The 22,559-nt window shown below is 55.4% G+C and carries 21 protein-coding genes and 1 tRNA gene; 3 read left to right on the forward strand and 19 right to left on the reverse strand.

The window, feature by feature from the left end; all coding sequences use genetic code 11:
- Nucleotides 1–10: 10 nt before the first annotated feature.
- Both H8K03_10610 and H8K03_10615 read right to left on the reverse strand, forming a co-directional pair.
- Nucleotides 11–679, reverse strand: a complete 669-nt coding sequence (locus tag H8K03_10610; GenBank protein ID UVT22303.1) for a hypothetical protein — start codon at nt 677–679, stop codon at nt 11–13.
- 147 nt (nt 680–826) lie between these two features.
- Nucleotides 827–1,606, reverse strand: coding sequence for an enoyl-ACP reductase (locus tag H8K03_10615; protein ID UVT22304.1), 780 nt, complete (start codon nt 1,604–1,606; stop codon nt 827–829).
- Nucleotides 1,607–2,025: 419 nt separating this feature from the next.
- Between H8K03_10615 and H8K03_10620 the strand changes: the two genes are divergently transcribed.
- Nucleotides 2,026–2,238, forward strand: coding sequence for a hypothetical protein (locus tag H8K03_10620; protein ID UVT22305.1), 213 nt, complete (start codon nt 2,026–2,028; stop codon nt 2,236–2,238).
- A 152-nt stretch (nt 2,239–2,390) separates the two neighbouring features.
- Here H8K03_10620 and H8K03_10625 read toward each other — a convergent pair whose 3' ends face one another.
- The 11 genes from H8K03_10625 to H8K03_10675 form a co-directional block, all read right to left on the reverse strand.
- Nucleotides 2,391–2,909 carry an NUDIX hydrolase gene (locus H8K03_10625; GenBank protein ID UVT22306.1) on the reverse strand — a complete coding sequence of 173 codons (519 nt, stop codon included), beginning with the start codon at nt 2,907–2,909 and terminating at the stop codon, nt 2,391–2,393.
- A 70-nt stretch (nt 2,910–2,979) separates the two neighbouring features.
- A complete protein-coding gene (gcvT, locus tag H8K03_10630; GenBank protein UVT22307.1) occupies nt 2,980–4,083 on the reverse strand; it encodes a glycine cleavage system aminomethyltransferase GcvT in 1,104 nt (367 codons plus the stop codon).
- 7 nt (nt 4,084–4,090) lie between these two features.
- On the reverse strand, nt 4,091–4,525 hold the full coding sequence (locus tag H8K03_10635) for an FKBP-type peptidyl-prolyl cis-trans isomerase (GenBank protein ID UVT22308.1): 435 nt from the start codon (nt 4,523–4,525) through the stop codon (nt 4,091–4,093).
- Nucleotides 4,526–4,570: 45 nt separating this feature from the next.
- Nucleotides 4,571–5,755 (reverse strand): FIST C-terminal domain-containing protein, encoded by a 1,185-nt coding sequence (locus H8K03_10640; protein UVT22309.1) that lies wholly within the window; start codon nt 5,753–5,755, stop codon nt 4,571–4,573.
- A gap of 74 nt (nt 5,756–5,829) precedes the next feature.
- Nucleotides 5,830–6,057 carry a hypothetical protein gene (locus tag H8K03_10645; GenBank protein ID UVT22310.1) on the reverse strand — a complete coding sequence of 76 codons (228 nt, stop codon included), beginning with the start codon at nt 6,055–6,057 and terminating at the stop codon, nt 5,830–5,832.
- Between the two features lie 97 nt (nt 6,058–6,154).
- Entirely contained in the window at nt 6,155–7,360 is a 1,206-nt protein-coding gene (locus tag H8K03_10650; protein UVT22449.1) for a P1 family peptidase, read from the reverse strand.
- Between the two features lie 13 nt (nt 7,361–7,373).
- Nucleotides 7,374–8,771, reverse strand: a complete 1,398-nt coding sequence (locus H8K03_10655; GenBank protein ID UVT22311.1) for an MBL fold metallo-hydrolase — start codon at nt 8,769–8,771, stop codon at nt 7,374–7,376.
- The gene (locus tag H8K03_10660; GenBank protein UVT22312.1) at nt 8,768–9,622 is read right to left on the reverse strand and encodes a TIGR00730 family Rossman fold protein; all 855 of its coding nucleotides are present in this window, start codon (nt 9,620–9,622) and stop codon (nt 8,768–8,770) included. Before H8K03_10660 ends, H8K03_10655 begins: the two co-directional genes overlap by 4 nt.
- Nucleotides 9,623–10,113: 491 nt before the next feature.
- Nucleotides 10,114–10,500: a hypothetical protein gene (locus H8K03_10665; protein ID UVT22313.1), complete on the reverse strand. Its 387-nt coding sequence runs from the start codon at nt 10,498–10,500 to the stop codon at nt 10,114–10,116.
- Nucleotides 10,497–11,015, reverse strand: coding sequence for a GNAT family N-acetyltransferase (locus H8K03_10670; protein UVT22314.1), 519 nt, complete (start codon nt 11,013–11,015; stop codon nt 10,497–10,499). Before H8K03_10670 ends, H8K03_10665 begins: the two co-directional genes overlap by 4 nt.
- A 3-nt stretch (nt 11,016–11,018) precedes the next feature.
- Complete coding sequence (locus tag H8K03_10675) at nt 11,019–11,600, reverse strand: DUF502 domain-containing protein (protein UVT22315.1); 582 nt, start codon at nt 11,598–11,600, stop codon at nt 11,019–11,021.
- Between the two features lie 163 nt (nt 11,601–11,763).
- Here H8K03_10675 and H8K03_10680 point away from each other — a divergent pair, with 163 nt between their 5' ends.
- Complete coding sequence (locus tag H8K03_10680) at nt 11,764–12,024, forward strand: hypothetical protein (GenBank protein ID UVT22316.1); 261 nt, start codon at nt 11,764–11,766, stop codon at nt 12,022–12,024.
- Between the two features lie 674 nt (nt 12,025–12,698).
- Here the strand turns inward: H8K03_10680 and H8K03_10685 are convergent.
- The 4 genes from H8K03_10685 to H8K03_10700 all read right to left on the reverse strand — a co-directional run bounded on the left by H8K03_10685 (nt 12,699) and on the right by H8K03_10700 (nt 18,574).
- Nucleotides 12,699–13,067: a hypothetical protein gene (locus H8K03_10685; GenBank protein UVT22317.1), complete on the reverse strand. Its 369-nt coding sequence runs from the start codon at nt 13,065–13,067 to the stop codon at nt 12,699–12,701.
- Nucleotides 13,068–13,139: 72 nt separating this feature from the next.
- A complete protein-coding gene (locus tag H8K03_10690) occupies nt 13,140–13,469 on the reverse strand; it encodes a hypothetical protein (protein ID UVT22318.1) in 330 nt (109 codons plus the stop codon).
- 302 nt (nt 13,470–13,771) lie between these two features.
- On the reverse strand, nt 13,772–15,061 hold the full coding sequence (locus H8K03_10695) for a nitrate oxidoreductase subunit beta (protein ID UVT22319.1): 1,290 nt from the start codon (nt 15,059–15,061) through the stop codon (nt 13,772–13,774).
- Between the two features lie 75 nt (nt 15,062–15,136).
- Nucleotides 15,137–18,574, reverse strand: a complete 3,438-nt coding sequence (locus H8K03_10700; GenBank protein UVT22320.1) for a molybdopterin-dependent oxidoreductase — start codon at nt 18,572–18,574, stop codon at nt 15,137–15,139.
- 481 nt (nt 18,575–19,055) lie between these two features.
- Here H8K03_10700 and H8K03_10705 point away from each other — a divergent pair.
- Nucleotides 19,056–19,130: transfer RNA gene (locus H8K03_10705), tRNA-Gly, on the forward strand.
- A gap of 95 nt (nt 19,131–19,225) precedes the next feature.
- On the opposite strand, the gene H8K03_10710 is transcribed toward H8K03_10705, so the two are convergent.
- Entirely contained in the window at nt 19,226–21,418 is a 2,193-nt protein-coding gene (locus H8K03_10710; protein ID UVT18320.1) for a DUF3488 domain-containing protein, read from the reverse strand.
- Nucleotides 21,408–22,526 (reverse strand): DUF58 domain-containing protein, encoded by a 1,119-nt coding sequence (locus H8K03_10715; GenBank protein UVT18321.1) that lies wholly within the window; start codon nt 22,524–22,526, stop codon nt 21,408–21,410. The genes H8K03_10710 and H8K03_10715 overlap by 11 nt, the downstream gene beginning before the upstream one ends.
- Between the last annotated feature and the right edge of the window lie 33 nt (nt 22,527–22,559).

The following is a 22,559-nucleotide window of genomic DNA, read 5'->3' on the forward strand; positions in this document are numbered from 1 at the left end:
GTTGAAGGGGTTACGACTGGGACTTGTGATTCGTGTTGCCGGCCTTGGTGAGCAGCTGCTGCAGCACGGCCTTTGCTTCAGGAATGAAGTCAATCCGTTTGAGTTTCTGAGCGATGGCCAACGCGTCTGAAGCCAGGGTCACCGCCTCTTGATGGTGGCCACGCTCACACCGGACTTTTGCGAGGGCAAGCCTCGCGTTGACCGCTCTGGGCGCCTGATTGACGACCTGCTGTAATAGTCGCTCGCCCTCTTGCGAGTTGCCGCCCAGAATTCTGGGGAGCTTCACGAGTAAGGTCCCTTTGGCCGAGAGCGCATCGATATGATGAGGAGCGAGCTCAAGGGTCCGATCGAGCTCGTTCATCATGCGGCGGAGTCCGAAAACCGACGTGAGAGACTCTCCATCGACCCGAAGCAGCTCCCCCAAGTTACAGAAAAGCGAGAAATGCGCGTCCGGGTATTTCTCATCTGCCGTAATGGCCTGTTCCCCCAGCACCTGTCCTCTTTGGAAATGCGCCAGCCTGACTTCGCGTTCTTCGGCCACCCGCCCTAGAGTACACTCCTGCAAGGCCTTACTCGATAGCTCCCTGGCGGTCTCCTGTGCCAGAACCGGAAGTGGAACCAACGAGACGCCAACCGCGAAGAGGCTGACGACGGTTATGGGGAGACGCTTGATCCTCATATCTTTTTGATCAGCAAATCTGGTACCGCATCGTTAGGGGACTGAACTGCTTGATAACTTAGGGAGAGTTTCGACCTCTCAGCCGAACAGTTTGACTGACCCTGTACAAGATGTCCTGATACTGAATAGTCGCGCTCACAAGATTGTCTATCCTGCCGAGTTTATCATGCCCAGGATATTAAACCCTCCATCCACATAGATCACTTCGCCGGTAATGCCACGCCCCAAAGAACTGACCAAGAACAAGGCGGTGTCGCCCACCTCACCTTGTTCTGTGGGACGCCGGAGCGGAGCCACCACCTTGTGGTGGTCAACCATCTTGGTAATGCCCGAGACACCACGCGCAGCCAGTGTCTTAATCGGCCCGGCGGAGATCGCATTCACTCGAATATTCAGTGGGCCGAGGTCATGGGCCAGGTAGCGCACGGCCGATTCAAGCGCGGCTTTTGCCACACCCATGACATTGTAATGGGGCACGACGCGCTCGCTGCCTAGATACGTCAGTGTGACGACCGAGCCTCCGGCAGGCATCAACGGCAATGCCGCTCGTGTGACGGCCACAAGTGAATAGGCACTGATGTCGAGCGCCATCGCAAACCCTTGTCGCGTGGTATTCACGAATTCCCCTGCCAATTCTTCACGGGGTGCGAAGGCCAGGGAGTGGACAAGAAAATCGATTTGCCCCACTTCCTTCTGGACCTGTTGCATGAGCGAGGTAATTTCTCCATCATTGCTGACATCGCAGGGAAAGGCTTTCGCGCCAGGCAACGTCGCAGCGAGCTCCTCCACATTTTGTTTCAGTCGTTCATTCTGATAATTGAAAAGAAGTTGAGCCCCCTGGCCGGCGGTTGATTGCGCGATCGCCCACGCGATGCTGTGTTTGTTGGCCACGCCGATGATGAGTCCTTTTTTCCCCGTCAACAACATTGGTCCTTTTCTCCTTCTTTCAAGATCAACGACAATTGTCGGCGGTATGAGATGTCGACCAGGTTCCTCATCTCACACACAAATCGACCCTTCCACCTGAGGATAGGTCAGAGGTGTAGCGAGGCACACCCTGGAGTCGGGAAGGGAAGATAGCACGATTCGTTCTCCCTGTGAACTGAGATACGTATGGCTTGAATCAACCAATGGAACCTGGGGCAGTTTAGTAGGGAGTAACGCCATACTGCCACAAGGATGAGTAGAACTCGCTAACCCTGCACGATGGCAAGGTTCTAAACCCACTGATTACTGAGCGCAAGGATAGCGTAATCGAGATCGCGGAGCGTGGCACCATGTTTGCTCGGCTCTGTCTTAGGTGCCGAGTGGTCGGCACACAACTTATTCAAGGGAGGTAACTACTTATGAAGAGCATGTTGATGACAATCATGGCAGTGGCGATTGCGGTCACCTTCAGCGCACCATCTTTCGCCGGTGAGAAGAAAGAGGAAAAGAAGGGTGGCAAGTTTGTTGAGAGCATCTATGCGGCTGAGACCTTCAGCGACAAGAAGGAAGAGAAGAAGGGCGGCAAGGCTGAGACCTTCAGTGACAAGAAGGAAGAGAAGAAAGGGAAGTAAGTTTTTGGGTTGCTGAGGCGAGCTGACTGGGGGCACTCCACTTTACTCGCTGTGGATGTGCCCCCAAACCATCCTGACGTATCTTCTTCCGTGATTCTGCACACACGCAGCAACAGCGAAAGGGGTACACTCTCTTTCACCGATAGGGTTAATTATCGAGTTGTGACATTCCCTATGTAGACCGCTTGTAAACCTACGATCGTCTTTCCATCTCTGATGGTTCCATCCTGGATCATGTGAATCGCCTGATCCAGCGGCATTTCGACGACATCCAACACCTCATCTCGATCCAGTTGTTGCCGTCCTTTTGTAAGACCGGTGGCCTTGTAGACGTGAATGACTTCATCCGCAAATCCCGGCGCGGTGAAGATACTGGAAAGCAGCTCAAACGACGACGCTCGATAGCCGACCTCTTCTTCTAATTCTCGTGAAGCACAATTCAGTGGATCTTCTCCGGGAGACAGTTTTCCGGCTGGAATCTCGTAAATGAATCCTCCTGCAGCGTGCCGGAACTGTCGAATCAAGACCACGGTCCCATCGTCTTTTACCGGAACCACCGCGGCAGCCCCCGGATGGCGAATGGTTTCGAGATCCACCGTCACCCCGTTCGGTAACTGTACGGTATCGACGTTCAACGTAACGACCTTTCCAGTATAGATGTTACGGACCATTCGATAGTCTCCTCAGTTGCTCACCATCGTTTTTCAGCAGGCAGACGACCACGGACGGTGCGTGTCTCACCTACTTGGAAGGACGTCGATAGAACGGCGGCTTCACGATCCTCGCAGGAACCATTTTCCCCCTGATGTCGATCATGACGTCCGTCCCGGGTTTCATGTATGCCGGAGACACATAGCCCAAACCGATCCCCTTCTGAAGAAGAGGGGAAAGATTGCCGCTCGTAACCTCTCCGATCGGTGACTGCGGCGGTGATGAAGAGAGAATCTTGAAGCCGTGTCGGGGAACGCCCTTTTCTAACAATTCAAAACCGACGAATCGTCGGGATACGCCTGCTTGCAGTTGTGCAGTCAACACGGTCTTTCCGAGGAACTCCCCCTTCTCAAAGTTCACAGCCCATTCCGCCCCAGCTTCGATGGGCGTCGTTCCTTCGTCGATATCATTGCCATAAAGCAGATATCCCATTTCGAGGCGAAGGAGATCCCGCGCACCGAGCCCGGCCGGTTTCAAACCAAACGACTTGCCGGTGTCCAGCAATCTCTCCCAGACGGTGGAGGCTTGTCCGTACACATAGAATTCGTAGCCAAACTCGCCTGTATAGCCCGTTCTGGCCGCAAGGCATTCCACGTCGCCGATCCGAAGGGTGGTTGATTCTCTCAGTTTGAGGTGATCCAGTTCGATCAACCCGAGCGCGGCCACGATCGATCGCGCCGCAGATCCCTGCAAGGCGATTTGAGCGATCTCCGCCGAACGATCGGAGATATGACAGTCGGGGAATGCCTGACTGTGCTCACGAAGCCAGGAGAGAACCTTGTCTCGGTTTGATGCGTTGACACAGAGAAGAAATTCTCCTGCCCGAGCCAACCGATAGACGAAAATATCGTCCTTGATGCCGCCCTGCCCGTTGCACACCATCGAATACTGCGCGTGCAGGGGCTTCAGCGCAGCAAGATCATTCGTCGTCATTCGCTGAAGAAATGACTCCGCCCCGGAACCGCTGACCTCAATGCGGCCCATATGGCTGACATCAAAGAGGCCGGCTTTGCAGCGGACGGTTTGATACTCATCCACCACGCCGGTGTATTGAATAGGCATTTCCCATCCGGCGAAGTCGACCAACTTTGCGCCGGCAGCGCGATGCTGCAGGATGAGGGGGGTCTGTTGCACGGTGATGTCACCGCACTCCGAGCAATTCGACGTCGAAAATCAGCGTGGCATTTGGTGGGATCACTCCGCCTGCACCGCGCGGCCCGTATCCTAGGTCAGATGGAATGGTCAATTTGCGTTTCCCACCCACTTTCATTCCTTGCACCCCTTCGTCCCAGCCTTTGATGACGCGTCCTGCCCCAAGGGGAAACGAGAAAGGCTGCCCACGATCGACCGAGCTGTCGAATTTTTTACCGTTCTCCAACCAGCCCGTGTAGTGCACCGTCGCGTTCTTGCCGGCGACGGCCACATCGCCGGTACCGACCACCTGGTCGACGTATTTGAGCCCGGACGGCGTACTGACTTCCTGCGCGTTCTCACCTGCTGCCATAATGTCTCCCCCTCCCAGGGTCGATAGTAAAACCGACAGTGTACAGATAGCTATTCTGCTCAGACGTTTCATCACGTTCTCCTTCTTGTGTTCTATGGCACGGAAGAGATCACCAGGTCAACTGTGACGTGACGACGAGTGGCGCTCTGCAAAAAGCGCCATACTGGCGGTGTACCCATGCAGGAAGTTTCGGTGACCGATGGGTCCAATCTCGCCTTGCGCAAAGAACCCCGCAACGGGAATTCGCCCCAGTTGCTGGGTCAGTGCAGCGGCATCATGATTCGGGCGTCCAAAGAGTCCCCGACCACGACCACAACAGCTGAACATGAGCGCTCCCAGAGGGGGATGCCGTCGACCGGCTCGGTCGGCAGCCAGAAGGGAGTTCAAATCTTCGCTGGCGGATTCCGCGTCCCGAAGATGGAATTGCACGGTTTGCCCCTCTTGCACCACATCTCCGATCGCGACAGCGCCCGTGGTTTGGTCGGCCCCGAGCAGATTACGAATGAGAAAATCCCCGCGCTCAAATCGATTTCGATGTTCGTCGATGACAATGCCGAGATGAAGCGCCCGATGCGCGCGGCGGCGATCTTCTTCCGTCAGCGATTCGAAGACAGCCTGCAACCGTTCCAGTGCGGGCGCTCCCCCGAGTTCGTGAATCAGATTGTGTTCGGCCTTTGTGACGACAAACCGGTCGCCGATCAGACGACACCCTTGGGAGATGATTGGCCGAATATCCACAGCCCCCGATAGTCGGATCCCCACCAGGCCGCCCTCAAAGACTTGATCATTGAGGACCAACCGATTCATGCCGGCCTCTTGCCCACCTCCGGCTAACCCTCCTACGGCTTTGGCTCCCGGATACCGGTCGTCCACCAGCCCAAGGATTTCTTGAACCGGGGCTGTGAAGGGGTCTGCCAGCAGGAGGAAAGAGGCATCCTCTGATCCTGGCTGAGGCCATCCGGTGAGTTGAAACTGATCGTGTGTCTGTGAAAACGATGTTCGCAACGGGTGCATGTCGACGTCAGGGAGCGTGGCCGCCCAAACTGTGATTGCCGGGGCTGTCTCCAACTCTTCTGCGCCGGAAATGACGCCCTCTCCGCTGCATCCGATCAGCCATTTTGGACCAAGGGTTCGGGTGAGCACGCTCGCCAAGAGCTCAGAGTTTTCGGCATGATGTGCCGAGAAGAAGAGACAGGCAAGATCGATCGCCGTGCCGCTCAGCTGTGCGCGAATACCATCGGCCACCTCACGGGCGGCGGCTTCCGTCTCTAACTGTTTCGACAGGGCTACGGCGAACTGCACGGTCGTGCCTCGTTGCAAGGGAAACCGATGAACCGCAAGGAGAGGGACGACGAACGATTCCGAGGCGTTACGATTCAGACTCCCGGATCCATCCGCTGGGGTCGGGTCTGCGCCAGCTTCTTATAGTACCGCCACAGGTACGAATGGTAGTCGTCGACTTGAGCCAGGAGGTAGTGCAGTTCCGTCGGGTCCTCAGTTTCCAGCGCATGGAGCATTCTCGTTTTCAGGAATTCCCCAAATGCCTCGGTCTTTTGCACCGCCGTCAGCAGCTGCAGCCCGCCCCCGATCTGGTATTGGCTCATACCATCCCTCCCGGTTAACGTGCCGCAGGATAACGAGGGAACAGCCACATTTGCAAGCGTTGCTCACTTCGCAACAGGTATGCAGGAGTCCTTGCGATCAGTTTGGTCGCCCACCCGACAGGAGTGCCTTGAGGCGATCGAGGTCGATCGCATCGGCCCGATGACCGTCTCGCCCGACCACCGTCGTGGCCGTCGTCAGGGCGTTCAAAATCGCTTCCTCCGTCGTTTCTACCGTTGCAGCAATCAGGGGGTTGAGGTGTGTATCCGCCAGATGTGTGAGTGTCAAGACCGGCTCTTTCGGATAGTGGGGGATCACGTTCGCGGTGGAAAATGCCAAGATGAAATCACCGCTCCCGTGGCGAACGGTCGACCCGGTTCGCGCAAGACCGAGCGCAGCGCGTTTCGCGAGGCGCGTAAGTTGTCTACCATCCAGCGGCGCATCGGTGGCGATCACAATAATGATAGACCCTTCACTTTGACCGGGTGAACGTGCTTCGGAGAGCTGCGGCGGCTGTTGATAAAGCTTTCCGACCGGCACGTTGGCGACTATCAATTCCGGTTTCCGGCCATGGTTCGCATTCACGAGGACCCCGAGCGTATAGCCTCCTTCTTTGTCGGATAATTTTCTCGACGCTGTGCCGATACCGCCTTTGAACCCGTACGACACCATACCGGTGCCGGCACCGACGGTACCTTCTTTGACCGGACCACTACTCGCGCTGTCCAACGCAGCGATCACATCCTGTTCCGAGACATGGCGCCCCTGGATGTCGTTGAGTCGGCCGTCGTCGCACTCCCCCACAACCGGCGTCAGCGTATCATCGGTAATGCCGATCTCAGGATAGTGGCGAATCATCCAGCTCACCACTCCGTTGGCGACTCGAGGTACGTTTAACGTGTTCGTGAGGGCGATCGGATACTCGAGAAATCCAGACTCCGCCACCCAGGAGAGGCCGGTCATTTCACCGGTTCCATTGAGCACGAAGGCTCCGGCCGCAACTTTTTTGTGCCAGACATCCTCGCGCGGAATGATGACGGTCACGCCGGTCCTTACCGGTCCATCTCCAGGTCTTAATGGCCCTTCGCCTCGTGTCAACGTCGTATGGCCGACTTTGACCCCCTCCACGTCGGTAATTGCATTGAACGGACCGGGCTGGTATTGGCCGACCACGATCCCCAAATCGCGCGCACGTTGCCGCTGTCGGTCCGGCTCGGCTGCGGCGGTGAACAGGCATCCTGAGAGCAGGGCAGTCACACAGGACAGGATCAGCAACCGGGCCGGTCGTTCGCCGAGGGCCCCCATCGCCAATAGAGCATTAGATTTCATGCGTACTGCCTTGATGGGGAATTCGCACATCGACCTTTGGATGCTCCGCTTGGATCGCGGCGCCCAAGGAGAGGGCCTGCTTTTCTTCCCCATGCACAATGAAGATCGTGCTGGGGCGCGGATCAATGGCTCGGACGTAAGCCAGCAGATCGTTGCGGTCCGCGTGGGCCGACAAGCCGTTGAACTTGACGATCTGTGCCCGTCGTGGTGTCGGCACGCCGAAGATCGGAACGACGTCCCAGCCCTCGACGAGTTTACGGCCCAGTGTGTGTTCTGCTTGAAAACCCACGAACACAATCACATTGGCCTCGTCCTGAATCGCATGTTTGAGATGGTGAATGATGCGTCCGCCTTCGCACATCCCCGATGAGGAGATGATGACACAGGGACCGCGCATCGTATTGAGCCGTTTGCTGTCTTCGGGTGAGGAGACAAAACGGATGTAGCGGGATGCGAAGACGTCACCCCCGGCGGAGAACGTTTTAAAGGTCTCTTCGTCATAACAATCAGGGTGACGCTTGAAGACCTCTGTGGTCTTATCGGCCAGCGGCGAATCGATATAAATCGGAACGGGGTCCACGCGACCTTCACCGACAAGTTCTTTGATTCGCATGACGAGTTCCTGTGTGCGCCCGACCGCGAAAGCAGGCACGATGATCTTGCTCTTGTGCGTCCGGGCATGCTCGAGGAGATCCTGCGCCTTCTTCTTCGTCTCTTCACCGACTTGTTCATGTAAACGGTCACCATAGGTGGATTCGAGAATCAGGACATCGCAGGGAGGCGGAGGTTCGGGATCGCGCAGAATCGGCATGTGCGATCTACCCAGATCTCCGCTGAACAAGACCGTGGTGCTATTGCCTCGCGCCGTATACTTGATCCGGACGGCGGCGGATCCCAGAATATGGCCGGCGTCATGAAATGAAGCTGTGAGGCGTGGCGCGATTTTGAGCTGATCTCCGTATCGTACGCCCTCAAATCTTTTGGCAATCTTCCGGACGTCCTCCCCATCGTACAGCGGGCGAACACAGGTGTTCCCGCGGCGTCGCTCCTGTTTGTTGACATACCGACAATCGTTCTCTTGAACACGAGCCGAATCTTCGAGCATAAGATTGGCCAGATCGGCCGATGCTCTGGTGAGGTAGACCTTCCCAGAAAAGCCCTGCCGAGGAAGAACCGGCAAGGCTCCTGAGTGGTCGATATGCGCATGCGAGAGTAAGACGGCGCCTACAGACTTCGGCTCAAAACCCAGCTCGCGGTTGCGCCGGACCGCGTCGTCTCGGCGTCCTTGAAAGAGCCCGCAATCCAATAAGACCCGAAAGCCCGGTATTTCCAATAGATGTCGGCTCCCAGTGACTGAACGAGCTGCACCGTGGAATGAGAGCTTCATACGGCGGGTACCCCACTATGGCGCGCGATCAGGTCCCAGGCTTCCTGAGCCGTCTCGGCATAATGAAAGAGGCGAAGATCTGTTTGAGAGATCAGTCCATTGTCAACGAGCCATTGCCAGTTGATCAAACGCTCCCAAAAGTGTCGCCCGACCAGTACAACCAGGACACTCTCCGTTTTGCCGGTTTGCAATAACGTGAGGGTTTCGAATAACTCATCAAGGGTGCCGAATCCTCCGGGGAAGGCGACAAGTGCCTTGGCACGGATGAGGAAATGCATCTTTCTGATGGCGAAATAGCGAAATTGAAAACTAAGCCTTGGCGTGACGTAGGGGTTGGGGTGCTGTTCGTGGGGAAGGGTAATGTTGAAGCCGATGGATTTGGCGTTCACATCCGCCGCCCCACGGTTGGCGGCTTCCATAATGCCGGGGCCTCCGCCGGTCACGATAACGTAGTCGCAACGGCCATCAATCTGGCAGGTTGACGATACCACCCGACCAAATTCCCGGGCGACGTCATAATACTTTGCGAGTTCGAGCTGCCTTTTGGCGATCGCCACTTTCTGTTGCCGGACAGGATCGTCCGAAGCACCAACCGCGTCCTCTTCCGCCGCCTGTACTGCCTGCCTTGCAGCAGCCGGCTCGAGAAGCCGTGAGCTGCCGAAGACGACGATGGTGGACCTGATGCCTTCTTCCCGTTGAATCAATTCGGGTTTAAGCAGCTCAAGCCCGATCCGGACAGAACGCAGCTCATCTCGTTGAAGAAACTCAGTGTCCTTATCGGCCGGGATGTAGGAAGAGAACAGTTCGTCACTGTTGTGGGGATGTGGATGATCGGAAGTATTCCGGCCCATGGCGCGCCATTATAGCGAGGCCACCGGCCGGCGGCAATTCGTTGGAAATGGACAGCCTTGATTGTTGGAAGGGATAGGGGTGAAAGGGAGGCCTGAGGAAATGACGTTGAAACCCCTGCTCTAACACAACCCACTGAGAATCACACAATACTTGGAACGAGTCGACGCCGAGTCCCGTACGTGAAAAGATCAAATCTGGATCCACGGGCGTCCAAGGTTTCGCCAACCACCCAAAATTGACACGTGAGTATTTCAGGTCGAGAAATCGGTACGTGGCGACAATCCCTGTATCTGAATTGGAGATGGAATCGGGGGCCCCCAACCTGGCAACCACATCAGCAAGTTTGGTCTTTCCTGGAACAATGAAGGCAACATCTTCTGGGGAGAGAGTGGTATTCAGAGAGATCCGGACCACGTTACAGCCGAGTGAAGGTAAACCGACCATCACGGCTAGCAAGAACGGAGTAACCTTTCTCCATACGCTGATCATGTCACTCCCCAAATGGCCAGAATCGGAACTCCATGCCGTCTGTGCGTCTTGATGCGATGACGTCTTCGACAAGCCCATCCCGATTCAAGATGACGAACAGGTCATCACTTCTAATGGAAAGACGGGTGAAATTGAGGAGGATCAGCAGCAGACTTCCTGCTTTTGCGTCGTATCGATAGTACTGAAAAACGTCTCGTCCATTGAGCTGCAGCAGCCGATCGGGCGCCCCGAGTAATTGAAACACTTCGGCTTTCGTGGTTGTGCCTTTATGAATGGCGGCGATGGTATCGGGCTTGATATCGTCACCCAAGGTGCCTCGACTGAAGGCGCAGCCTTGAGACAGAAACACGAGAACCAAGAGCCCAAAAATGTAGCGACTGAGTTTCATGGCAACTCCTTGTTCATTTCTGTATCGAACGGATGCCCAAGGACAAAATCCCGTTCATAGACGGCATAGACGGATGGCAACAACCCAACCCGTTGGTAAACAGATTGAGCCCTGTGATTCTGCCGTTCGACGTACAATCGGATCCCGCAGACTCGCGGATCACTTTTGGCTTTGGTGACGATATGATCGTGCAGGGCTCGAAATACTCCCACCCCGCGCCGGTCCGGTGCAACATAGACACTCTGAATCCACCAAAAGAGCCCGTTGCGCCAGTCACTCCACTCATACGTGATCATCAATTGACCGACAGGTTTGTGGCCGCTTACTTCCGGGAGCTCAGCAACGAGATAAAACCCATACTCAGGGGTCCCCAGAAATGCCAAGGTTCCTGCGCGGAGTGTGGACAGATCCAGCCGGCGATGCTCTGTTTCAAGTGCCATCGCGCTATTGTACTGGACAATGGTCTCTACATCGTCCAGGCAGGCCGGCCTAATGTGGATTCTGTCAGAAGTCATTGATCACGAGGAGATCGATTGTGATGTGCCGAGCCAGCCGTTCTTCGGCTTATAGAAACCCGCTGAGAACTCCATTTTCATGGCATCCTCAGGGAGAAGATTAATCGGGACGAGCGCCTGTTCCGGGATGAAAGCCAGGAATCCTGTAAAGGGATGGATGGCGGTTGGTACGAACACCATGAAAAGAGTGTCTGATGGCGCGACCTGGATCGATGGGGGGGCCGCGCCCATCACAAACCCTAGAGCCCAGCATCCATCGCGAGGAAAGGGAAACGCAACAACCTTGCTGCGGCCAAATCGAGATCGGAAATTTAGAACATCGGTCATGCCCTTCAATGTCAGGTAGATGCTCTGCACGAGCGGGATCTGTTCAAGGCGCTGCTCTAAGCGCGCCAATAAATTATGACCGATCACGTGATCAGCAATGAGCCCGGCAATAATAAGTAGAAGCACCAAGAGGAGCAAACCCAGTCCGGGGAGTGGATTCAACATGTATCGACCGACCAAGCCATCGAGTGTCGTAAAGAGGGCTGACAGAATCAAGAAGGTAGCCCAGGCAGGGAGCAAGACAATGAGTCCAGTCACGCAGGTTCGCCAGAAGGCTTTGATCATGATGGAAGACCTTTGAGCAATTCCATGCCAGTGTAGCAGAAATGGGCATTCAAGAGGAGTTCTTCGGAACAGCTTGCGCTCTCTACTCCTATCGACTATTCTAGCGCCTTCCTAGAGACAGGAAGATTGAAGACTCATGAGTATTGATTCGGATCTCCTTGCTATTCTCTGTTGCCCTGAGACCAAGCAGCCGGTGAGTGTCGCCGATGGTTCCCTCATTGAAAAGATCAATGCGGCCCTTGCACGTGGGGAATTGAAAAATAAGGGGAACAGGCCGGTGACTGGGCAAATCGATGGAGGTCTGCTTCGTGCGGATCAGAAAATTCTTTACCCTATACGAGATAGCATCCCGGTGATGCTGATCGAGGAGGGTATTCCGATTGAACAAATCCAGTGATCGAGAGAAGGCCTTTCTTCTGTCTTCCTAATCTTCTTCCTCAGAACACCCCCGGTATGAGACTCTCGATTTCTGGTCTTCCGGTTTCCCTTCTGTTGGTGGTGACAGAGTGTAACCGGCACGGGCTGTAGATGGTTAAGCCACCGTTGTGCATCTCGCAGACCCCCAACCGAAACCTGGAATGAATAGGACTTTCTGGTCTAAGGGCTGACGATTTGAACGGTCTTCACCGCCGCTTCCGTTTTGGAGCCGGTGGATGTGCCGCAGTGAATGCAGAGATACTCATAAAGATTACCTGTTGGGAGCACGAGAAGTAAGCGTTCTCTGGTAGGTGTAGCGACTCGGCAACGTGGGCAGAAGAGCAGAGAAGCATTCAGAGAGCCGAATTGTCCTTGAGCCTCTTCGGGGCTTCTTCGCAGGCGAGTTCTAGGTGCCTGGCGAGTGCCTGGGATCCAGGGGGTTCCTGGTTTTCGTGGAGGTTGAGGCATATAGCAATATTATTGATGAACGGTCGGTAGGGTCAAGTAGTAATCTGATAGAGGGCCGGGTCCGGATAGCTCTCCGAAAGCATGTGGCGTAGTGAAAAGTACTTATGTGTTTTCAGGAGAGTGACACGGGGCCTTGCCTCTGCATCTCTTGTGTGAGACAGAGGAGCCCCGCTTAAAACATACCCATTAGACGGTCGTCTTGGCAGACTCGATCTCGGTTGCGGTAATCAGGCTGGAGAGATAGTCGGCAACGAAATTGAGGGCTTCTTCGCGTCCGTCCGCTCGGCGGCCTTTTTCTCTGCGTTGGACGGATAGTTCGTGTTCCAAATCCGATTTCACTTCACTCAAGATACGCTGGAGCGAGGACGGCGTGAGGTTCGCATCCATCTCTTCAAGTTCCTGACAACGGTCAAGCACCCAGTTTAGCCCTTCAATGCGTCCGGCGTAATGTTCCTGTTCAGCCGTATCGATCCGCGCCATCGCGGTAGCGAAGGTTTGTGCTTCATAAATCAAGTTGTAGAAACTGGTGACGGCCCTTTGCAGCGATGGATTCATGATTCTCCTTCTCTTATGGATGAAGGGTAATTATACATGAGATTGCAGTGCCGACAAGGAGTATTTTTGTTGTTATGTGAAGAGGAGGGAATGAAACTCGTTCATGAACCCGTAGTAGAGGGAGGCGAAGTCTTTTAGACAGTCTGGGCTGGTTTCCTTCAATCGTTTGAAAAAGAAGACCTGAGTGCGGGGGTCGAGTTGTTCGAGCAATTGGCTCAGTTGGGCCATGGAATAGCTGCCGGCCGGGACACTCAGGATATAGTGGACAAGTCGCTCTACAAATTGCTGGGCGACATATTCGCTGTTGAGGTAGCCATCTGGGAGTTTGCCGGCGGCGAGGAACTCGTCAAATGGAATGGCCTGCGCAGCAAAGGGGACTGATTGCTGCTGATCGGATATCACGCTGAAAGTGCTCCCTCGTAGTAGAGCTCAAAATACGACCTTCCAAAACTCTACTGGAGGGAATATATCTCGTCAAGTGCGCAGAAGAAGTGGCATCTTCTGAGCCGAAAGACCGATGCGAGAGATATGTGATGCTCTGATAAGCCCTAGAGACGATAGGCACTATGCCATCTGATGCCGAAACATAATCTTAAGACTCGGTATAAAAAGAGAAGGGCAGAGCTCCTGGTTGGAACTCCGCCCTTCTCTCTAACCTGCCCGCCCCCGAAACCGACGACGGGAGTGGACCCCGCGCGCCAGGCCTAGAGCCAGGTGACGCGTTCGGCGGGGCGAATATAGATGGGCTCCTCGACCTGAATACGGGCGACTTCCTTGCCCGACTTGTTGAAGCCCAAGACCGTATCGTTGTACATCTCGAACCGCTTGCCGTGGATCTGCGTCTCGAAGACTTTCGGCCCGGGAATCACGTCATAGCGGAAGACGATCTGCTGGCTGGCCCGCCACAGCTGCAGCACGGCCAACAGTTCCCGGCTCGGCACGAGATACTTCTCGATGGCATTGTCGACCCCGGGACCGAACATCTGCCGGGCATAGCCGCGCGGGCTGTGCCGCGGCGGAATGTAGTAGCCATTGGGCTCGGTCCCCCATTGCGGATAGAGCGGGAGCGCCACTTGCTCGACCCGAATGGCGTAGTACAGGGGGTGCCACCGATCCTCCGCCCAGAGGCCGTCCTCCCCGATCCGCACCAGGCTCTGCATGCGAATCTTGCCGACGCAGGCCGCCATACAGCGCGTTTCCATCGGCTCGCCGCCCGTCAGCGGATCCTTGCCTTCGATCCGGGGATAGCACGCGATACACTTTTCACTGACTCGGGTCGTCCCCCGGTACATCGGCTTCTTGTACGGACACTGCTCGACACATTTCTTGTACCCCCGGCAGCGGTTCTGATCGATCAAGACGATGCCGTCCTCCGGCCGCTTGTAGATCGCTTTGCGCGGGCAGGCGGCCAAGCAGCCCGGGTAGGTACAGTGGTTACAGATCCGCTGCAGGTAGAAGAAGAAGGTTTCGTGCTCCGGCAGGCTGCTCCCCGTCATTTTCCACGGCTCGTCCCGGGAGAAGCCGGTCTTGTCGATCCCTTCGACCAAGGCCCGCATGGAGGTGGCGGTGTCTTCGTAGATGTTCACGAACCGCCATTCCTGGTCGGTCGGAATGTACCCGATCGCGGCCTGGCCCACTTTGGCCCCCGCATCGAAGATGGTCATCCCTTCGAACACGCCGTAGGGCGCATGGTGTTTGCGGCCCACCCGCACGTTCCACACCTGCCCTCCGGGGTTGACCTGTTCGATCAGCTGCGTGATCTTCACGTCGTAGAACTGCGGGTACCCGCCATAGGGCTTGGTCTCCACGTTGTTCCACCACATGTATTCCTGCCCCTTGGAGAACAGCCACGTCGACTTGTCCGCCATGCTGCAGGTCTGGCACGCCAGGCACCGGTTGATGTTGAACACAAAGGCAAACTGCCACTTCGGATGTCGTTCCTCGTACGGGTACAACATCTTCCGCCCCAGTTGCCAGTTATAGACTTCAGGCATTGCGTCTCTCCTTTTCGTTCGGTCCGAGGGACGGGGCCGCGTGGAGGCGGCCCCTCATTCCTCTCTGCCGGACGGTTAGACCTTGATTTTGATATGTTCGCCTTTGAGCCACTTGATCATGAACTCGTTCTCTTGCCCGGGCGTAAAGCCGGTGCGCACCGGCTCCCACGGCCCCCGGGCCCCGATCCCGCCGTCTTCCGCCTTGGTGATGCGGATCAGACACTCCTTCGGAACCGTATTAATAGCATGGTGGTCGACCTGATACCCCCATTTGAACTTCCAGGCAATTGCATGTTTGCCCGGGAGGGAGTCGGTCTGGTGTATAGGCATCAGCCAGTTCCTTGTAAAGGACTGTTGCGCGCCGTACCGGAAGTTCGATTGATACCCCGTGTCGATCGCGATGGCACGACCGTCCGGGCGGGTTTCATGACCCTTCACTGATTTCGGGGTCGACACATAGGGCGCATGCTTCGCCATCGTGACATGGTATGGATAGGATGGATTGTACTTCGCGCGGATCATGAGCCGCGCGACTTTGTAGTAGGGATCGCTGGGCTTCCAGCCGCGGTACGGACGGTCGACGGGGTTCCCGTCGACATACACATAGTCGCCGTCGTTGATGCCGCGATCTTTCGCCGCTTGCGGGTTGATGTGAATCTGGTGCTCTCCCACCCCCGGCGTCCGCTTATCCATGCGGTACGGATCCCCGAAGTTGGATTCGTAGATCTGTACCCAATCGTTCACCGACCATTGACTATGCACCCGGTGGCGCGTCTTAGGTGTCACGCAGTAGAACTGATAGCCCTTCTCCCAAAGAGGATTCGAGTGACGCATAATTTCATGCCACGACAACTTGATGTTCCGAACTGTTTTGTCGTCATGGTGTTGCGCCGTAATCGGAATGCCGTAGTCGTCGGGCCGGACGTAGGGATTCGTCGTGAAGATGGCGTTCGGCAAGTAAGGGGTCGCCTCCGGCCCCTCGCGGTGGGAAATAAAGTTTTCCCCGTATTCAATAGACTCCGGTTCGATACGATAGTTCTCATATCGTCCACTACGGGTCCACATCGGCTTCGACTCGTTAGTCTCTTCCCAGAAGGGATGCCGCGGGTAGGTGCGCACCATGACCATCCAGCCCTTTTCCGACTTCAGCATAACGTCCGCTGAATAGCCATAGAAGGTGCTGGAGGCATCGAGCATTCGTTGCGCATAGACGTCCACGCGGTTCGCGTAGACCATAGCGAAATAATCCTTCATACGCTTGTCGCCGGTCATCTCCGACAGTTTCGCCGCAACGCCGGCAAAGGTGTCGAGGTCGTTGCGGGTATCGTACAAGGGGCGAATCCCGCCTTTCCAAATCTGGACCCACGGATTAGAGACCGTGATGGTCATTTCCGGATAGGTGAATTCCATCCAGGAATTACAGGCAAAAGCGATATCGTTGTGATTGACGTCGGACGTCATCTCGATATCCTGCGTGATGAGACATTCGATGTTCGGATCGACGTTGCGCACCATGTCGTAATGGTGCTTGGCGTTGTTCAAGACGTTGACATTGACCACCCAACGGAACTTGCTTGGCGTCGGCATGTGGGTCTTGCCGGTGAACACCTTGCGGCCATACTTCGGCGTATTGACGATCAACGCCGTATCGCCATGGTTCCAGTACCCAACTTCTTCGCCGTAATAGTAGGACTTCGTCTTAATTTCTTTCCCATGGGCGTTGGGGTCTAAAGTGATGTTGAAGGGATCTTCGCCGGTGTGCACTGACAGACCAGCACCGGACCAAGGTGTTGCAGTCCAACAGCCGGCTTTGTAGTTACCGGCCCAGGTATGCTGCCCCGTGCCGAACTTGCCGACGTTGCCCGTAATGATGAGGACCATCGCAGCCGCGCGCCCGTTCGGCGTCATGTGGAAATAGTGGCAAACCCCTTCGCCGTTGTGTATCGCAGCCGGCTTGATCGTGCCTGAATCCCGTGCCCAGCGTACGATGAGATCCTTCGGAGTACGGCAGATCTGATGCGTGGTATCCAGGTCGTAGTCTTGAAAGTGAACCAGATACATCTGCCAGACCGGCATCGCATCGATTTCACGGCCGTTGAGCAGCTTTACCCGGTAGGTGCCGTTGAGGGCGGCATCGATACCACTGTTGATATAGTGCCATCCCACTTGCTCCCGATGCAGAGGGATAGCTTGTTTCTTATTGAGGTCCCAGACCATCATTCCGCCGAGTCGCTCAATCTGTTCGGGCTTCAGGGACTGAATGCGGCCCGAGTAGCTGTGTGAAAAATCGGGGAACTTATAGTCCGCCACCACATCGCGCGGATCCAAGTATTGCAGGGTATCTGTGCGCACCAAGATAGGCGCATCTGTAAATTGCTTTAAGAAATCCGTGTCGTGCATGTTTTCGTCGACAATGATTTTCATCGCGCCCAAAAACAATGCACCGTCTGACTCCGGACGCAACGGCATCCAATAGTCTGCTCGATAGGCGGTTGGATTGTATTCTGGCGTGATAACGACCACGCGGGCGCCGCGCTCGATACACTCCAACTTCCAGTGCGCTTCCGGCATTTTGTTCTCGACGAAGTTCTTGCCCCAGCTCGTATTCAGCTTTGAAAAACGCATGTCAGAAAGATCGATGTCCGACCCCTGAACCCCGGACCAGAAAGGCTGAGAAGGATTTTGATCCCCGTGCCAGGTGTAATTGGACCAATAGCGGCCGCCCTGTGCCTGATCAGGACTGACCTTACGGATCCAGGTATCGAGCAAGGCATTGATCCCGCCATTCATTCGAGTATTGCCCATCTTACCGATGATGCCAAGGACCGGCATTCCAGCGCGATGCTTAAAGCACCTCGTGCCGGCGCCCTTCATCATTTCGATCATCTCCGGCGCATAGCCCTGCTCCCGCAGCCGCCGCGCCCCGGCTTCGCCACTGTAACGGGTGGCGATCACAATCATGGCCTTGGCCGCATAGGTAAACGCGGTATCCCACGAGACGCGCAGCATGTCGTCCAAGAAGCGACTGTCAAACTTGTACTTCCGCTTGGTTTCGGGGGTGACTTCCGGCGAGCCATCATCCATCCACTGCTTCCAGCCCTTCCGCATCAAGGGGCCTTTCAGCCGATAGGGCCCGTAGACCCGCCGGTGGAAGGTAAATCCTTTCAGACACATGCGGGGGTTGTGGGCGAACGTCCCCCGGTTGCCGTACAAGTCTTCATAGGTTTGGTGGTCGTAGTTCTGCTCCACGCGCATGACCACGCCGTTGCGCACAAAGGCCCGAATCCGGCAGGCGTGCGTGTCGTTGGGCGAGCAAACCCAGGTGAAGGAGGAATCGTACCGATACTGGTCATGATAGACGCGCTCCCAGGAGCGGTCCGGGTAGTCCCCCAGGGGATTGCCCACCTCGATCACCGGCTGGAGCGCGGTCAACGCCAGGACCTTGTCCGCCACGGCGGCAGCGGCGACCGTGCCGGCGGAGACCTTCAGAAATTGGCGACGTGACAAGAACATTGTAGCTACCTCCTCAACATTTATGAGCTTGAACGGGACTCACTTCCGCTTTGATTACTTAGCTTTCCTTCGGCCGGGCCTAATGGGTATCCATGAATCAGGTGCAAAGATCTTCACCAAGGACGTTCGCAATATTCAAACCACAGGATTGACTTGGTCAGTCTTTGGCGAATTAATTATAAGTGTATGAAATAATAGATTACTTCAGACGTTCTGCTTTTTGAATTTTAGATCATCAGGAGGACATAGTGAGTAGTTATGGTACCGTTGTCGGACTCGGCAGGCCCCGATTGAAGTGTGGATTATACGAATATATGTTGTATTATTAATCATTTATGGATTCTAGTGTCGACTGGTTTTAGTGCGTTACGTGGACGTAACATTTTCAAATTGGTAACCTCGTTTTTATTCAGATCGCATTGGATTCCTTGCTTGACAGTATAAGGAGAGGCCAGTACACTCCGCTCCTCAAGCCTCTCGAGCGGGAATAGCTCAGTGGTAGAGCATCGCCTTGCCAAGGCGAGGGTCGAGGGTTCAAATCCCTTTTCCCGCTCCAAGCAACCTTACAACGTCGTGCCGGATTTGAATTCATAACAAGCCTTATCACTTCGCCCTGGAAGAGAGCGAATGGGTTGTCGCGTTCTGAGTTTCTTACGGTTTTGGTAAGGCTATTAAGTGGCGAAGGTTATTTTCCGCTAGTCGCAGCTCTTCTTTGGTCAGTAGCATCCGACCAAATCGCGTTCGGCAATACAGTTCTGTAATAAGCGCGACGGCTGAATTCGCATCGCTCCATTTCGCTTGAGCGATGCGGACAAACTCGAGGGGACCTGTGGCGGTCGGCTTCGGAATACCATTCCCAGCGAGATGCTTGATCATTTGCCTGTAGAGTTGCACGATGGCCTGCTCGTCGCGCGTTGTCTTTTTCCAGGCCTTCCCACTTTCCCAAGGCCGCTTCGTACCCAACCATAACAAGATCGCAAATCCAATCAGTATCAAACCCAGCCATTTCCCCGAAGGGTGCATGGTTCCCTTGGCAACGTATTCGGTAATTCCACTGGCTAGATTCATGAAGGGACTGAAGAGTGCCGTCATGGAGTCGAAGGCCTTATTTCTGACCGATGTACCCCCGGCTTTCAATTCTCGGACAACAGCAAGCTGATCCGCTGCGCTGTACTGCACAAAAAACCGGCTCCAGTGGAGCCGGATGCTATCCATCATTCGTCCCAAAGCTTGCCACGCCGGATACTCGCTGCCGACGTTTTCGATTAACGAAGGGGTCGGATCCATCATGATCCATCCGGAATGGGGCAGGTGCACCTCGACCCACGCATGGGCGTCCTGCTGCCTTACCAAATAGTAGTTTCCATACTCGTTCCATTCCGTAGCCAAGAACCCCGTCACGAGGCGCGCGGGAATCCCGATGGTCCTGAGCATGATCACCATGGCCGTCGCATAGTGTTCGCAATACCCGGTCTTGCGGGAGAAGAGAAATTCTTCAAGAGGCTGGTCCTGCTCCGCAAGGGGCGCATCAAGACTGTAGCGATAGTTGTGCGTCAGGTATGTTTGAATTGCAGCGGTTTTTTCATAGAGGCTACGTTGCGTTTGCGTAATGTCTCGCGCCAAAGCACCGATGCGCTCGGAATAGGTGGGGAGTTGTAAGAAATGTCGGGCAAATGATTCGGAGTATTGACCAGGTTCGGAACCCAGGTCTACCGGCAACACAGGATTGGATCGAGACACGACGGTGTATTCGATCCGTGAGGAACTGGGAAACGGCAGATAGACTGAACCGATGAGATCGGACTGGACGGTCGGAAACTTTCCGTTGACGCTCTCAATGAAAGGCGCTCCGAAGAGGACCGGGGTGTCCAGCGGTTCGAGGAGGATCTTCTGGTGAATGACCTCCCCGAAGCGGGACGGGAGAGAAGATCGGCTGCCTCGGACAACGAACGTACCTGCAACCTCTTCGTTTAGGTTTCGCCGATAATTCAGCTTGTTCGTCCATCTTTGGCCGTCGTACCTATCAAACGCGACCCCTCGAACGTACAGCCTGTCCGTTTCGTGCGGGGAGCGCTCGAGCAATTCGACCCGCATGACAACGCTGGGATCTCGTTTGATGGGTCCTATGGCTCCTAAGTCCACCGTGTCGGAAAAACCCGACGTACGAATGTTCTCGCCGAAGCCTTTCTGATAAAACCCCGCGCTGACTCGCGGGATCGTAAAGAAAATCACCAAGGTCATCCCAAAGGTGGCCAGCGCCAATCCATTCGCAAACCAGAAGAGTTGGGGAGTGACCCGGCAGAGAGACTCCGGTTGTTCCTGCCGAATCTCGTTGGACATTCCGAGGCCCATCATTCCTTCGGATTGTTTGGTTAGCTGGAACAGAAGGAGCGTCCAAACCCCGGTAACAAGATAGAGTAAGAAAATCGGGAGATACCAGAGATCCGTCGTGAGAGATCCCGACGCGAGGATTGCGACAAGACTGATGGCATAGAGATGCAGATAATCCCGACGGAGCTTAAGGTTGAACAGCTTGATGACCATGAGGATCATGAGGAAGTGAATGCCCGCGGGGAGGAGTTCACCAGAAACCCATAACATGTCCACCCAGAATCCAAGAAAGCCGACGATCACAAGCAGATTCCATCCGGTGGTCGAGAAGGGAGTCTGCGTTGCAAGTTTTTCAATGGATCCAACTCTCAAGTTCCTCGAGAGCACCAGGATCAGGGAAGCCCCGGCCAGCGCTGCCAGCCATGCAGGCAAACCAGCTCCGAGCGTCAACCCTATAAAGGACGCCGATGCCAGCAGAATCGACGTGAGTCGAAGGGCCTGATCAAAGGACATGTGAAACTCCACCCAGCATTTCTCCGTTGATCAGAAGGGTAAGATCCTCTGCCTTGACATCCTCTGGTCCGCGCCATGACCGCACAACAATCAGGGCCCCCCCTTCGACTTCTGGACAGTCGGCGCTCGGTCCTTCAGATAGTACGAACTGCGTAGTTGGAGAGCTTCGTTCACAGAGGGCGAGCATGCGCAGGAGTTCGAAGTAGTGGGCTTCCCCCTGGCCAAATGAAGAGCGAGATGTCCCGAGAAGCAATCGGAAGAGATAGCCTCGATGTGCCAAGTAGTGAACGATGGATGCGGTCAAGGATACGGCTCGTTCAAACAAGGCGTCATGGCTGATCGGGGCAATGGTCGGCAAATGAACGACGGCCCGGCGTTGGTCTTCGGCCTCAGTTTCTCGAACCGTCAATTGCGAGGTCCGTGCCGTCGTCGGCCAATGAATACTTCGCGAGTCATCCCCGGCCTGATACAGCCGTAGATTATACAAATCGTTGCCATGGCCTCGTCGATAGACGCTTTGCTCTTGCCCCGTGGCGTGAAGACCTCGTAACAGATGGTCTTCAAGCGGTTTGATCTCCGGACAGGCGACGGCTGTCCCTTCGACTTGATAGAAGGCTTTTTTCATGAAGAGTCCGAAAGGAAACTCCGTGGCGATGCGTACACCCTCCAGTTGAAGCCTCCCGCGGCGCGTGGCAATCAAGGGATACGACAACAGCCGGCTGCCGCCTGGAGGGAGTTGGGGAACGTCGACGCCGCGATCCAGATCACGACCATCGCTGACGTCAAATACCTTCAATGAAAAGCTGGGGAGCCTCGATTTTCGGTTCTTCACCACCAGGGTCGCTGTGACAGGCTCGTTCACAAAGAGCAGATCGGGAAGATGGCGATGGAATTCCAGCCGCCGGAGGCAGTATTCCGCCACGATTCCTGAGACCAAAATGAGGCTCAGCATCATGGCCAGCAGAAGATAGAAGAGGTTGTTGCCCGTGTTTATGGCAGCCGCGCCAATGGCGAGGGTGAAGATCAGGAATTGAATGCCAACTGAGGTCACGCGCGTTGAGCGGTGGCGAAACATTCGCCGAACGAAGGAAGGAGATTGAAGAGGCATGTGCCATTAGCTCCACGCCGGCCGGCAGACTTC

Source organism: Nitrospira sp., assembly GCA_024760545.1.
Classification (GTDB): domain Bacteria; phylum Nitrospirota; class Nitrospiria; order Nitrospirales; family Nitrospiraceae; genus Nitrospira_D.

Excerpts from the sequence above, each read along its gene's own strand:
- H8K03_10610 (UVT22303.1), bottom strand. The coding sequence starts at position 679 with ATGAGGATCAAGCGTCTCCCCATAACCGTCGTCAGCCTCTTCGCGGTT.
- H8K03_10615 (UVT22304.1), bottom strand. The coding sequence starts at position 1,606 with ATGTTGTTGACGGGGAAAAAAGGACTCATCATCGGCGTGGCCAACAAA.
- H8K03_10620 (UVT22305.1), top strand. The coding sequence starts at position 2,026 with ATGAAGAGCATGTTGATGACAATCATGGCAGTGGCGATTGCGGTCACC.
- H8K03_10625 (UVT22306.1), bottom strand. The coding sequence starts at position 2,909 with ATGGTCCGTAACATCTATACTGGAAAGGTCGTTACGTTGAACGTCGAT.
- H8K03_10635 (UVT22308.1), bottom strand. The coding sequence starts at position 4,525 with ATGAAACGTCTGAGCAGAATAGCTATCTGTACACTGTCGGTTTTACTA.
- H8K03_10645 (UVT22310.1), bottom strand. The coding sequence starts at position 6,057 with ATGAGCCAATACCAGATCGGGGGCGGGCTGCAGCTGCTGACGGCGGTG.
- H8K03_10650 (UVT22449.1), bottom strand. The coding sequence starts at position 7,360 with ATGGGGGCCCTCGGCGAACGACCGGCCCGGTTGCTGATCCTGTCCTGT.
- H8K03_10655 (UVT22311.1), bottom strand. The coding sequence starts at position 8,771 with ATGAAGCTCTCATTCCACGGTGCAGCTCGTTCAGTCACTGGGAGCCGA.
- H8K03_10660 (UVT22312.1), bottom strand. The coding sequence starts at position 9,622 with ATGGGCCGGAATACTTCCGATCATCCACATCCCCACAACAGTGACGAA.
- H8K03_10665 (UVT22313.1), bottom strand. The coding sequence starts at position 10,500 with ATGAAACTCAGTCGCTACATTTTTGGGCTCTTGGTTCTCGTGTTTCTG.
- H8K03_10670 (UVT22314.1), bottom strand. The coding sequence starts at position 11,015 with ATGACTTCTGACAGAATCCACATTAGGCCGGCCTGCCTGGACGATGTA.
- H8K03_10680 (UVT22316.1), top strand. The coding sequence starts at position 11,764 with ATGAGTATTGATTCGGATCTCCTTGCTATTCTCTGTTGCCCTGAGACC.
- H8K03_10685 (UVT22317.1), bottom strand. The coding sequence starts at position 13,067 with ATGAATCCATCGCTGCAAAGGGCCGTCACCAGTTTCTACAACTTGATT.
- H8K03_10695 (UVT22319.1), bottom strand. The coding sequence starts at position 15,061 with ATGCCTGAAGTCTATAACTGGCAACTGGGGCGGAAGATGTTGTACCCG.
- H8K03_10700 (UVT22320.1), bottom strand. The coding sequence starts at position 18,574 with ATGTTCTTGTCACGTCGCCAATTTCTGAAGGTCTCCGCCGGCACGGTC.
- H8K03_10710 (UVT18320.1), bottom strand. The coding sequence starts at position 21,418 with ATGTCCTTTGATCAGGCCCTTCGACTCACGTCGATTCTGCTGGCATCG.
- H8K03_10715 (UVT18321.1), bottom strand. The coding sequence starts at position 22,526 with ATGCCTCTTCAATCTCCTTCCTTCGTTCGGCGAATGTTTCGCCACCGC.